Annotated in this window: 9 protein-coding genes and 1 pseudogene; 2 read left to right on the forward strand and 8 right to left on the reverse strand. The window is 66.1% G+C overall.

Annotated elements, in window-relative coordinates; translation table 11 throughout:
• Nucleotides 1-20 precede the first annotated feature (20 nt).
• Nucleotides 21-986, reverse strand: a complete 966-nt coding sequence (locus ACFQVD_RS02475; protein WP_343983152.1) for an NAD-dependent epimerase/dehydratase family protein — start codon at nucleotides 984-986, stop codon at nucleotides 21-23.
• The gene (locus ACFQVD_RS02480) at nucleotides 983-2149 is read right to left on the reverse strand and encodes a glycosyltransferase (RefSeq protein WP_386270486.1); all 1167 of its coding nucleotides are present in this window, start codon (nucleotides 2147-2149) and stop codon (nucleotides 983-985) included. The genes ACFQVD_RS02475 and ACFQVD_RS02480 overlap by 4 nt, the downstream gene beginning before the upstream one ends.
• Nucleotides 2150-2539: 390 nt before the next feature.
• Between ACFQVD_RS02480 and ACFQVD_RS02485 the strand changes: the two genes are divergently transcribed.
• Together ACFQVD_RS02485 and ACFQVD_RS02490 are read left to right on the forward strand one after the other, a co-directional pair.
• Nucleotides 2540-3793 (forward strand): hypothetical protein, encoded by a 1254-nt coding sequence (locus tag ACFQVD_RS02485; RefSeq protein ID WP_343983149.1) that lies wholly within the window; start codon nucleotides 2540-2542, stop codon nucleotides 3791-3793.
• Between the two features lie 428 nt (nucleotides 3794-4221).
• On the forward strand, nucleotides 4222-5115 hold the full coding sequence (locus ACFQVD_RS02490; protein ID WP_343983146.1) for a glycosyltransferase family 2 protein: 894 nt from the start codon (nucleotides 4222-4224) through the stop codon (nucleotides 5113-5115).
• A gap of 135 nt (nucleotides 5116-5250) precedes the next feature.
• On the opposite strand, the gene ACFQVD_RS02495 is transcribed toward ACFQVD_RS02490, so the two are convergent.
• The 6 genes and pseudogenes from ACFQVD_RS02495 to ACFQVD_RS02520 form a co-directional block, all read right to left on the reverse strand.
• Nucleotides 5251-6567: an oligosaccharide flippase family protein gene (locus ACFQVD_RS02495; protein WP_343983143.1), complete on the reverse strand. Its 1317-nt coding sequence runs from the start codon at nucleotides 6565-6567 to the stop codon at nucleotides 5251-5253.
• Between the two features lie 8 nt (nucleotides 6568-6575).
• Nucleotides 6576-8465: an asparagine synthase (glutamine-hydrolyzing) gene (gene asnB, locus ACFQVD_RS02500; RefSeq protein WP_343983140.1), complete on the reverse strand. Its 1890-nt coding sequence runs from the start codon at nucleotides 8463-8465 to the stop codon at nucleotides 6576-6578.
• 5 nt (nucleotides 8466-8470) lie between these two features.
• Nucleotides 8471-9613 carry a glycosyltransferase gene (locus ACFQVD_RS02505; RefSeq protein ID WP_343983136.1) on the reverse strand — a complete coding sequence of 381 codons (1143 nt, stop codon included), beginning with the start codon at nucleotides 9611-9613 and terminating at the stop codon, nucleotides 8471-8473.
• 66 nt (nucleotides 9614-9679) lie between these two features.
• On the reverse strand, nucleotides 9680-10558 hold the full coding sequence (locus ACFQVD_RS02510; protein WP_386368847.1) for a class I SAM-dependent methyltransferase: 879 nt from the start codon (nucleotides 10556-10558) through the stop codon (nucleotides 9680-9682).
• Nucleotides 10559-10687: 129 nt separating this feature from the next.
• Nucleotides 10688-10837: pseudogene (locus ACFQVD_RS02515) on the reverse strand (Trm112 family protein); the annotation flags it as partial.
• Nucleotides 10838-11048: 211 nt separating this feature from the next.
• Nucleotides 11049-12266 carry a glycosyltransferase gene (locus ACFQVD_RS02520; RefSeq protein WP_386270487.1) on the reverse strand — a complete coding sequence of 406 codons (1218 nt, stop codon included), beginning with the start codon at nucleotides 12264-12266 and terminating at the stop codon, nucleotides 11049-11051.
• Between the last annotated feature and the right edge of the window lie 136 nt (nucleotides 12267-12402).

Raw genomic sequence — 12402 nt, forward strand, 5'->3', positions numbered from 1 at the left:
TGGCGGGAGGAGGCGGTGGTTCACGCGTACGTGCCAAGCGTCGACTCGATGCCCGGAACCTGGGTCGTCTCGAACCAGCGCACCGTTGTGCGGAGCCCGTCCTCAAGCGGGACGGGACACACACCGGGGAACAGTTCGCGCAGAAAATGGGGAGAGGCCTGGGACTGCCGGATGTCGCCCGCCCTCGGCGGCAGGTGAGCCGACTCGACCGGCCGGCCGAGGACCTCGGCGAGGACGTCTATCAGGTGCCGGAGGGAGACCGTGGTGCCGAACGCCAGGTTCACCGGCTTCGTGCTGGTCATCCGACACGCGGCCGCGTCGGCGAGGACCCGGGTGACCGACCCCACGTAGGTGAAGTCCCGCGACTGGAGGCCGTCACCGTGCAGCGGCACCGGCTCGCCCCGCAGCGCCGCCGAGACGAACGCCGGAATCACGGCGGCGTAGGCGTGGCCGGCGGTCTGCAGCGGGCCGTAGACGTTGAAGAAGCGGAACGGCAGCACCGGCAGGCCGTAGCTGTGCGCATAGGCCATCGCGTAGGCCTCGCCCGCGAGCTTGCCGGCCCCGTACGGGCTGAGCGGTCTGGTGGGCAGGTCCTCGTGCTTGTGGGGTTCGGGACTGTCGCCGTACACCGAGGAGGAGGAGGCGAGGATCACGTGCGGCCTGTTCGCGCGGCACGCCTCGAGCACGTGGAGGGTGCCCGTAGCGTTGACGGAGTGCGAGGCCAGCGGGTCGAGGAGCGAGCGGGGCACCGACGGGCGGGCGGCGAGGTGGATGACGGTGGCGACGTCCGCGACGAGGTCGGCCAGGAGATCCCGGTCCAGGATGCTGCCCATCACGAAGTCCACCCCGACACCGTCGAGGTTGGCGAGCTCTCCGCTGCTCAGGTCGTCCAGCACGGTGATGTTCTTGATTTCGGGTCGAGCTGCGAGCGCACGACACAGATTCGCGCCGATGAACCCCGCTCCACCGGTCACCAGGACTCTCACTTGTTCATTCCTCTCATGATTCCTGTCGTAACAAGGCGATCGCGGCGTTCTGCGTACAGTGCTCGATAAAGGGCTTCGGTGTCCGCGACGAGGCGCTCCACGTTGAAGGAGGAATCGGCCCATCGGCGGGCCGCCTCGCCCATCCGGCAGGCGAGCGCGGGGTCGGAGAGCAGCTTCACGGTGTGTCGCGCCAGCTCCTCCGCGTCGGCTCCGGCCAGCAGGCCGGTGCGCCCGTCCTGGACGATCTCGGCGACGCTTCCGACTCGCGTGGAGACGGCCGGGGTTCCGGCCATCCCGGCCTCGATGAGGGTGAGGGGCGTGCCCTCGTTGTCGGAGGTCAGCAGGATCACGTCGGCTGCGGCGTATACCGTCTCGACATCTTTTCTCCACCCGAGCATGCGAAAGGAGTCCCCCGCAGGCCGGATGCTCCGCTCCACCTCCTCCTTGAGATCGCCTCCTCCGCAGATGACGAAGCGGCAGTCGGGCAGGCTCCGCAGGACGGCGTTCGCCGTGGCGACGAACCGGTCCGGCCGTTTCACCGATGTGAGCCGTCCCACGAAGGCCACGACAGGCACGTCCAGGGGAAGGTTCAGAGCGGCACGAGCCGCCCCGCGCTCGGGAATCCGGTCCAGCCGGACACCGGGTGGTATCACGACATACTGCTCCGACCGGCCGATCCCGGCCGCCAGCAGGTCGTCGCGGACCTGAGATCCGACGGTCACCAGCCGATCCGACATGGACGCGAGGAGCCGTTCCACCTGTACGTACAGGTGACGTTTGGCCGGTGAGAAGTAGCCGTGCAGGAGATGGCCGTGGAAAACGTGGATCCGGGCCGAACCGACGCCGGCGAGGCGTGACGCCGTACGGCCGAGCGCACCCGCCTTGGCCGTCCGTGTGTGGACGATGTGCGGGCGGAACGCACGTATGGCGCTGATCAGATGGAAGAGGGCCCGATAGTCGTCGGTGGGCCTGAGCGGCCGGCCGAGGCCCGCGACCCGGTGAACCTGCACCGCCGAGTCGCGGAGCCGGAGGTGGTCTCCCTCGCCGTTGTCGACGTGACCGGTGTAGAGATGGTGGTCGAACTCATCCGGGTTCAGCCCTTCAGACAATCCCATTACCTGGGTAGCGGGACCGCCGACATTCATCCGGGCAATGATTTCCATGACACGAATCCGACTGTCGGGCTTCACACAGGCTCCTTGCTGACAGGCGTGGCTCACGTCGAGAAGCTAACTAGGGATTCGGGCCGTTCCGTCCACGCCGTCACGGCGGTGGTGAAATGTTTTATCGCTCCCTACCTGCGCGTTATCGAGCCGCGTTGCTCGGTGTGACGGCCGTCCGCGTCGCTTCACGGACAGCGGGCTCAACCGACGGGATACGCCGGCGAAAAGAATCGGCAATGGGGGGTAATCACCAGACCATGGACATCCTTCGGACATGAGGACATCCGTCCCTCGGCGCTAGCGTCGCCGACGCAGAGTCACTCGCCGGTGGGTCAAACCGACCGCCGGCCCCTGTGACGTCGTCCTGACGCGGATCGAAGGTAGCCTCCCGTGGAATATCTCATCGTTGCCGCCGCCGCAGTGGTGCTCGTCTTTCTTGTCCGTGCGAACCTGGACGCCGCAGTGGCGCGCCGGGTCCTGCCGGTCCTGCTCGCCGCCTTCGTCGTCCGGCTGGTCGTCCACGTCCTGGTGATGCGGAGCGGTGTCATCGACTACGGCGGCGACAATCTGGGTTACGAGGGGAGGGCCGTTGGAATCGTCGAATACTGGAGGCAGGAGGGTTTCCAGTTCGTCACGGCCGATGAGATCGACACCCTCACCTCCGTCGCTGTGCCGTGCCAGGTCTTCGCGATCGTCATCTACCTGTGCGGTGGCCTCGCTCCGCTCGCCTGCACCGCCATCGTCGCGCTCCTCGCCTGTGCGCTGTGCATCGTCATCTATAGACTTGCCCGGCTCGTCGGTGCCGACGAGCGCTCGGCGTTTCTGGTGCTCGTCGTCACGGCGTTCATGCCCGCGTTCCTGTTGCACACCTCGGATACATACAAGGACGGCTTCAACGCATTTCTCGTGGTGACCAGCATCGGCCTGGGAGTTTCGCTTTCACGACGATTCGACCTGCACAGGCTCCTCATGCTCGTCCCGCTGCTGTGGGCCCTGTGGTACGTGCGGCCGTACATGGTGTTCATGTGCGCGGTGCCGCTGATCCTTGGCCTGGTGGGTCTCAAGAGCGTGTTCTCCCCGCGGCGCATGCTCGTCTTCGCGATGCTGCTGGTATCCGCCGTGTTCGTTTTCGGGGGCGTTTGGGAAGCCCAGCTCGAGGTGGCCCAGGAGCAGCTTGAGAACGGGCAGTCGGCGGCCGTCCGTCGTGCCAACGGGGACGGGAGGTCGGGCGTCGTCTTCGAAGACGGCGGCGACCCGTGGAACGCGCTCGGCTCCAAGGTGCTCTACACGCTCCTGTCCCCGTTCCCCTGGACCGAGGGCGGCCTGATATTGCATCTCGGGAAGATAGACGTCCTTATCTGGTATTTCCTTCTTTACAGTGCGGCGCGCGGGTGCCGCCGGCTGTGGCGCCGTGACCGCGCGACACTCCTGATCCTCATGTCGTTCATCATCCCGGGCACGATCGTCTACGCCAGCACCATGGCCAACATCGGCCTGATCTTCCGGCAACGCATACCGATCGTCCTGGTCACGAGTGTGCTCGCCGCAGTGGCGTGGAGCAGGAGCTCATGGGGCGAGGAGCAGCCCGCGGCCGCTCCTCCATGCGGGCGGCCTGCCGATGGCGGTGTCTCGAAAGTGATCTGACGGCGCGACCGGGCCGGGTCGCCGGAGGAAACGCGGCCGGTGCTTCAACGCCGGAACCATACCTCCGACATGACCAACGTTGGCCGAACCTTTCGCCGGTGCATGCTGATCATCACGGCTGCGCGCCCGCCGTCCGCCGTAGCATCGGTCGCGATACGACAGCCTGCGAATTCGCTTCAGGACGGATGGTTCGATCGCACGGCACCGAGCCGGCTCGAAGAGCCCGCACGCGGTCTCCTCCGGCTGCCGTCCGTTTCCAGGATCCGCCCTTTCCCGAGATGGGAGCCATGTGGTGATGATGCACCGGATCGACGTGAGTGCGGTCCCCGGCCTGGTCCTTGCCGGACGGCGGGCAGGCGACGATAGATCGCGCGGGGGAGCCGTCGTACCGCCTGATGTCTTCGCGACAGTGGTATGAGGTGTGCCGGATGCTGGTCACCGTTCTCACTCCCACGTTCAACCGGGCAGGGTATCTCCCGGAACTCCACGCGAGCCTGTTGCGTCAGGACATGGACCTGGAATGGGTCGTCATCGACGACGGGTCGACCGATGACACCGAAGATGTCATGGAGGAACTGGCCCGGATCAGCTCGTTCCCGGTCCGCTTTCAACGGCAGCCGAACGGTGGGAAGCACTCGGCGTTCAATCGCGGGGTCTCGATGGCCCGCGGCGAACTGATCGCTCAGATCGACTCGGACGACCTGCTCGTTCCCGGCGGGCTGCGCCGCCTCCTGGACCATTGGTCCGATATCGGGGACAGCCGGAGGTACGCCGGGGTCGCCGGCCTCTGTGTGGACGAGCGGGGGCACGTCGTCGGTGAGAGATTCCCGCGCGACATGATCGATGCAAGCTGGCAGGAGGCGCTCTATCGGTATTCCACGGCCGGCGACAAACCGAGGATGTACAGGACCGATGTCCTCCGCGCGCATCCCTTTCCCCTGAGAACGGGGTACGTCGCCGAAAGCGTGCTCTGGCGGGCGATCGGAAGAAATTATCTGACGCGCCACGTCAACGAGCAGGTCGTCGTGTGCCGTATGTCCGCGCAGAATCGCCTGACCCGGCGTCCCTTCGCCGAGATCGCCTCTGGGGCCGTCATGCAGCACGGCATCACCCTCGCGGAGGACATCGCATGGCTGCGCTTCAGGCCGGTTCATTTCGTCAAGGCCGCGGTGAACCTCTCGCGGGCCTGTTTCCATCAGAAGGAACCGGTGTGGCGCCGCTCCCGCGGGTTCGACGCGGTGGCCGCCAGAGCTCTGAGCATGGGCTCGATACCACTTGGCTGGGTGTTCTACCGCATGGACCTGCTCTCCTCTGGCTCATGAGAAAGTCATCATGAGCGTTGCGGGGAGATTCGGCCCTCCCGGCTGAGGGCCCGTGACGTCCGTGACCGGTGTCTGATCACGGCCACCGCCGGCCCCCAGACGCCTCCGTGGACCTCCCCTGGAAGGAACGCGGCATCAGGCGTCATGGCGGCGCCACCGGGCGATCAGGCCGGAGTCCGTCAGCGGCGCCAGTACCGAACGCGCCTCGGACAGGCGAGGTAGGAGATCGCGTAGCGGGAGGTGCGCCGAACGCGTGAACCATGCGACTTCGAGCAAGGCCATGAGGATGTAGGCGACGCTGGACGCGAGGGCGGCGCCCAGCGCGCCCCAGCGAGGAATCAACACCAGGTTGAGCAGGACGTTCATGGTCAGCGCGCCGACGGCGATGACAGTCATGGAGATCGGCCGGGCGAGCCGTACGAGATGCTGCTCGACCAGCCGGATCACCGAAAGCGCGATCATTCCGGGGGCCAGTGCCAGCAGCGGTATGACGCTACCGGCGAAAGGCCGGCCGTAGACCAGCGGGATCAGCACGGGGGAGACGGCCGCCAGGATCCCGATGAAGGCTGCGGAGAGAAGCAGGTTGAGCCGGAGGGCGCGGACGGTGACCTGCTCGGCCTGCCGGATGTCGCCATAGGCCTGCCGGGGAAGCATGACCCGGGTGATCGCCTCTGCCGGGATGCAGGCAAGGGAGAGCGTCGTGACCGCGACGGTGTAGATCCCGACCGTGGCGGCGGAGTCGAGAGCGTTTATCAGCAGGGTGTCAACGGTCATCAGGAGATAGAAGGCCACCAGCCCGATGTGGTAGCGGCTCCCCACGGCGAGCTGGCGGCAGGCGAGCCGACCGTCCGTCAGCAGGGGACGTGGGCGGAGCGCCCGGATGAGAAGGATGAAAGGAAGGACCACTGACATCGTCCAGCACACGATGACGCTGGTCACCGTGATGTGGCCGGTGGCCGCCAAGACCAGAAGGGGGAGGCACTGGATCGACGCGGCGGCGACGGTACCGCGGTTGATGATGTCCACCTGTGATCGCAGCAGCGCGATGCCTTTGAGATTCGTGGCCGCCACCCCGAAGGGCACGGTGAGCAGTGCCAGGCCGAGCAGCGGAGACGTCGTCGGCATGGCGCCGACACGCATCAGCGTCAGCGCGATCAGTGCGGTGGTCGTCCCCGAGAGCAGGCCGATTACCAGGCCGTTCGCGAGGAGACTGCCGTGCCGTGCCCGGTCCGTCCACAGATAGATCTGTGCTTTCTCGACGGACAGGTGCCCCAGCAGGATGGCGATGAGCGTCGTGGTCGCGATGACCGAGTAGGTTCCCCGCCCCTCGGGCTGAAGGGTGCGTGCGATCAGCACGCCCGTCACCGTGCCCAGCAACACCTGGACCGCATGGCTCCCGACGGTCTGGAGCACCCTGCTGAGGGAGGAGCTCAGGTACGCGGTACGGGGCATCGCAGTTGCTAGGCGTGGCATCCGGCCCCGCTGATGAGGGCGGCGTTCGGGGTTGCGTGCGTTCGGTGCCAGAGCTCGAACTGCAGCAGCGCCCACAGCCGAACGCTGTGGTCGGCACCGTCGATGTGCTTCCGGAGCAGCTCCTGGACCACCGCCGGCCGGAACAGGCCCCTGTTGCGGGCGGTGTCGTCGGTGAGCATGTCGTAGGCCAGTTCTCGCAGTTCGCCACGGAGCCACGAGGCTAGAGGTACGGCGAACCCCTGCTTGGGATAGCGCAGCAGTTGTTCGGGCAGCCAGGGGGCCACCGCTCGTTTGAGCAGGAGTTTGGTCTGACCGTTGCGGATATGCAGTGCGCCGGGAAGGGCGGCCGCCCACTCCATTATGTGGTGGTCCAGGAACGGCGAACGGGCCTCCAGCGAGTGGGCCATCGATGTGATGTCGGCCTTGACCAACAGGTCGCCCGGAAGGTAGGTAAGGGTGTCGACATCCATGACACGGCCGAGATCGGTCTCAGCCGACGAACCCTGGAAGGCCTCCTCCAGCAGGCGGTAGCTGTCCACCCCCGTCAGTAGGTCCCGGAGCGCGTCGCTGTAGATCGTGGATTTCTGCTCCGGTGTGAAGTAGGACATCAGGCGGGCGTAGCGCTGTGACGGACGCGCCGCGGTGAACCTCATCAGCCGGCCCAGCTGATGGGGCAGAGATCGGGAGTCGCTCCGCTCGCTCACGAGGGTGCCGGTGCGCGTGAGCATCGCAGCCAGGGCCGGGGGCAGCGCCGGAATCCTGCGGGCCTGGTTCATCAACGCGTAGCGCCGGTAGCCGCCGAAGCACTCGTCGCCGCCGTCTCCGTTGAGCGCGACGGTGACATGCTGCCGGCTCAGCTGGGCCACGTGGAAACTGGGGATCGCCGAGGAGTCGGCGAACGGTTCGTCGAAGTGCCAGGCGAGGCGTGGCAGTATGTCGAGCAGGTTCGATGTCACGACGAGCTCATGGTGATCAGTGGAGTACCGGTCGGCGACCATCCGTGCTTTGTGGCGTTCGTCGTACCGACTGTCCTCGAAGCCGATGCAGAATGTCTTGACCGGTTCGGTGCTCTGCATCGCCATGGCGGCGACCACGGCGGAAGAGTCTATGCCTCCGGACAGGAATGCCCCGATGGGCCGCTCGCTCACCATGCGGATCCGGGTCGCGTCCAGGATCAGCTCGCGTAGCCGTTCCTCCTCCTCCCGCTGGTCCAGCACCGGTCGTGGGGTGCGGTCCAGCTGCCAATAGCGGTTGACCGTGATCCTGCCGCGTTCCCAGACGAGCACGTGTCCGGGAGAGAGCTTGTGCACGCCCTGGTAGATGGACCACGGCGCGGGGACGTACTGGTACGTCAGATAGTGATGCAGGGCGACGGGATCGATCTCGCGGCCCATGCCGGGGTCCTGCGCGAGAGACTTCAGCTCGGACGCGAACCGGATAGAGGAGTGGTCGGCCCGCCAGTAGAGCGGTTTCTTGCCCACCCGGTCCCTGGCCAGAACCAGCCGCTGGCGGTCTCGATCCCAGATGGCGAAAGCGAACATCCCCCTGAGCCGGTGAACGAGCTCTACGCCGAACTCTTCGTAGAGATGCACCAGACATTCGGAGTCTCCGGCGGTACGCAGACGGTGCCCCTTGGCGATCAACATGTCGCGGAGTTCGGCGAAGTTGTAGATCTCGCCGTTGAACACGGCCACGACGCGGTCGTCCTCGTTGTAGACGGGCTGGTCGCCGGTCGCCACATCGATGATCGCCAGTCGGCGCATGCCGAGTGCCGCGTGTTCGTCACTGTGGAAGCCCGCGCCGTCCGGTCCCCGGTGCACGATCACATCGCACATGCGGCGGACGAGTTCGGGGTCTGGGTGTGATGTTGTGGCCATTCCGGCTATTCCACACATCGGGTCTCCAGGAGTTGGTGGTACAGGTTGATGTGCTGGGTGGTCATGGCGGTTGCGTCGAGGTTCTTGCGTGCCCAGGCGCGTGCTGCGGTCGCCAGGGTGGTGGCGTGCTGGGGGTGGGTGAGCAGGTGGGTGATGGCTTCGGCCAGGGCTGCGGGGTCGGCGGGGGGGACGAGGAGGCCGCGGTCTTCGAGGAGTTCGGGTGTGCCGCCTACCGAGGTGGCGATGGTGGGTCGGCCGGCGGCCATCGCTTCCATGACCGCGTTGCTGAGGCCTTCGGACAGGGAGGGCAGTACGACGATGTCGGCGCGGGCCAGGAGGCCGGCGGTGTCGGTGCGGGATCCGAGGAAGCGGACGTCGAGGCCGAGTGCGGTGGCCTGGGTTTGGAGGGGGGCGTATTCGGGGCCGTCGCCGACGAGGATGACCGTGCAGGGGTTGCCCTGCCGGGCCAGGGTGGCGGCGGCGTCGATCAGGAACCGGTGTCCTTTGATCTCCAGGAGGTTGGCCACGCACAGGATGACGGGCAGGGAGGTGTCGATGTTCTCTGGTTCGGCCGGGTCGAAGGCCGTTTCGGGGAGGCCGTTGTAGATCACGCTGAGTTTGTGCGCGGGGAGGCGTTCGACGGTGCGGGCGTCCTCGGCGACGGCGGCGGCGTTGGCGATGACGTGATCGGTGACGCGGTTCACGGCCCGTTCCAGAGCCAGCACCCACCAGCGTTCCCGCTTGAAGAAGCTCAGACTGCGCCGGCCCGCGACGACGACCGGAACCCCCGCCAGCCGGGCGGCGGGTGGAGCCACGACGTAACCGAAGTAGAGAAACGCATGCAGCACCTGAGGCCTCAGATGTCGCAACAGACGTATGAGACGGCCGGCGGCGCGCAGGTTGGCGACCAGGGCCGACGGTTCAGAGGAGAGGGATACGAAGCCGAGCCGGTGCACCTCGATCCCCGCCAGGCGCAAAGTCTTCGCATACCCCTCATCTCCCCACAGGACGAGCACGCTGACGTCGATATTCCTCGCGTGCAGTTGCCGGGCCAGCAGGGAGACCTGCACCTCGGTCCCACCGGGCAGCGTCAACTGCGGGATGAGAAGCGCGACGCGCCGGAGGCCGGACCTATCGCTGGCCGCCACGACGTTCCCCTTCCGGAGGCTGCTCTTCGGTATGAAATCCAATGTGAGGTGCCACATCCGCGGTTCTCAGCCGGAGTGGTCGTCAGGTGTGCGGTGAGGGTGGAGATGTGACCGGCCGGCCGGGCGGGGCCGTTTGACAGGTGTCACCCTGAGGAGGACCGAGAGAAGTCGGCCGCCGAGCCTGGCCAGGCCCGCCGAGGCCCGCCGATCGCCGACATGCGGACGCCGGTTATTTGACGCCGCGGATGACGTACAGCCCGCGGTGACGTTCGATGGAGACCTCACGCAAACCCAGCTCCTGTGTCCACCGCTCAAGACGTCGCCGGGTCTGCGGTTTTTCGTAGCGCGGCGAGAGCCAGTCGAAGGTGTCCAGCACCGACCAGCTCCGGGCGGTCTCTCGTCCGTCACCCCCAGATAGCGATGGTTCGCGACCGGGATCAGGCGCGCCAGGCACTGTCCCGCCCACGGGACGGCGCTGAGCTTCATGGACAGGGGGAGCAGCTTCGGCACGGCCTTCTCCACGAGGGCGTAGAGCTTGGCGGGAGGCACGTGTTTGGTGATCGGACGCAGCAACTGCCGGGGATGGGGATAGGCGACGATCGCCGCGTACACGTCGATGCAGAACCGGCCGCCGGGCCGCAGATAGCGGAACAGCGTTTTGAACGTCTTTTCGACGTCCGGCGTGTGCTGGATCACCCCGCAGCAGAACAGGAAGTCGAACGACTCCTCGGGAAACGGCAGTGCGTAGATGCTGGCCTGGACGAGCCTCAAACGAGGAAAGTGGCCGTTCGAGGCGGCGTTGGCGTGGACGGCGCTGGATATGTCGACCGACGTCACCTGGGCGCCGGTCTCGCACAGGACCTCGGTGAACCGCCCCGCCCCGCTGCCGCATTCGAGTACGGCCTTTCCCACGAGCTCGGCGGCCGACCAGCCGCTCGCGTTCATCAGTCGATCACGCGAGATCGGCATGCCGGAGTGTGAGTCAAGCTGCGTCAGCCGATGCTGGTTCCACTGGTATCCGAACCCCTCCGCGTAGTTGTCCCGGGGAACGAAGCGTGGAATTCCATTGTCGATGGGGTACGCGGTCGAGCACGAATCGCACCGGAGTTCGGCCGCGGCACGGAGTGGACCATGACAGCGTGGGCAGCACAGCACGGACTGCCAGACGGTCTCGTTGTCCGTCTCGATGTCCGTGCCGCCGTCTACGCGTTTGGAAAGAGTCATTCGATTGCCTATCCAGCAAGACAACAAGGACGGCCACGCCGGCCGGTCCCTGGTTCCCGAGTCATGTTACGGAACGTGACCGCACGGACACGGGTAGGTGGAAGGGTGTGTCCCGAGACGGACCGTTGAAAAAGTTGAAAAAGACGACGGGTTCCGTCCCTCGCAAAGGAAAACGTGAAGCTGTTTTGGACGCAACGTGATCCGCTCTCATCTAGCGTCGGGCGCGGTGACCGATCGGTATGTTCAGATCTGTCGCGAACTTCTGAGGTATGAGGCGCGCGTAGGTGCTCAGGTATCGATCGACGAGCCTGTCGCTGGTGAGGTGGTCCACCGCCCACGCCTGCGCCGAGGCGCCCAGTCGCTTTGCGAGCACGTGATCGGTGAGCAGGCGCTGGATCGCGTCGGCCAGAGCGGCGGCGTCGGCCGGGGGGACGAGCAGCCCGCGATTCTCTTCGAGGAGCTCGGGTACGCCGCCGACGCGCGTCGAGACCGTGGGAAGTCCGGCTGCCATCGCCTCCATGATGCAGTTCCCGAGGGCCTCTGCCAGTGTCGGATGGGCCATGATGTCGGCGCGGGCCAGCCAGGCGTGCACGTCGGTTCGGAAGCCGGGAAAACGAACGTCGATCCCGAGCTGCTCCGCCTGCTTCTCCAGGTTGCCGCGTTCCGGTCCGTCCCCGATCAAAACGATGGTGCACCTCAGCCCGCGGAGTTCGAGGAGCGCCGCGGCGTCGAGCAGGTAGCGGTGACCCTTGAGGGGCTGAAGCCTGCTCACGCAGACCACGATGGGGAACTCCGTTTCCAAGGGGGCCGGGCTGTGTGGAAGAAACGCCGCGGGTGGGAGGCCGTTGTGGATCACGCTGATTTTGTGGTGGACGCGGAAGCGGCTTGAGAGCTCGTCCGCGATGCTCTGGCTGACCGGAACGATGTGATCGGCCATGTGGTTGGCGGCCCTGTCTATGAGCGATGTCAGAAGACCTCTGCCGGTGATCATGAGTGGTGTGTGACGTCCCGCCACCACTAAAGGGACCCCGGCCAACTTGCCTGCTGGTACACCGATGGCGTAGGAGTGGAACAGGTGGGCGTGAAGCACGTGAGGTCGGGCCTGGCGCAGGAGGCGTACGAGACGGCAGAACGCCGCGATGTCGCAGAGGAGCGCTCGCCGCCAGCCGGCGGTGCTGATGGTCCGGAAGCGCAGATGCACCACGGGAACCCCCGCGTCCTGGAGAAACGCTTCGAAGGGGCCACCGTCGAAGAGCAGGAGTACGCGGCTGTCAACACCGCGGGCACGCAGTTCCTTGGCGCGCAGTACGACTTGGCTTTCCGCGCCACCTATGCCCATAGTGCCGATCATGTAGAAAACGCGTAAATCTCGGCCATCCGTCAGGCGACGATTACGCCTGAGGTGCCGTCCCTTAAGATTGCTGATCATGGCTGTAGCATTACAGATCGCGGCTGTATCTCCCGTTCCAGGAGATGGCGTGTCTCGCCGCTCAGCCGTACTGGCCGGCCCATGTGAACGAATGACAAAGACATTGAAAAACCTGGCCGTCCAAATCCGGCCAGGA

This window comes from Streptosporangium amethystogenes subsp. fukuiense, from assembly GCF_042665875.1.
Taxonomy (GTDB): domain Bacteria; phylum Actinomycetota; class Actinomycetes; order Streptosporangiales; family Streptosporangiaceae; genus Streptosporangium; species Streptosporangium fukuiense.

Coding starts and splice junctions, on each gene's coding strand:
- asnB (WP_343983140.1), bottom strand. CDS start 8,465: ATGGCCACAACATCACACCCAGACCCCGAACTCGTCCGCCGCATGTGC.
- ACFQVD_RS02510 (WP_386368847.1), bottom strand. CDS start 10,558: ATGAACGCGAGCGGCTGGTCGGCCGCCGAGCTCGTGGGAAAGGCCGTA.
- ACFQVD_RS02480 (WP_386270486.1), bottom strand. CDS start 2,149: ATGGAAATCATTGCCCGGATGAATGTCGGCGGTCCCGCTACCCAGGTA.
- ACFQVD_RS02490 (WP_343983146.1), top strand. CDS start 4,222: ATGCTGGTCACCGTTCTCACTCCCACGTTCAACCGGGCAGGGTATCTC.
- ACFQVD_RS02520 (WP_386270487.1), bottom strand. CDS start 12,266: ATGATCAGCAATCTTAAGGGACGGCACCTCAGGCGTAATCGTCGCCTG.
- ACFQVD_RS02495 (WP_343983143.1), bottom strand. CDS start 6,567: ATGCCCCGTACCGCGTACCTGAGCTCCTCCCTCAGCAGGGTGCTCCAG.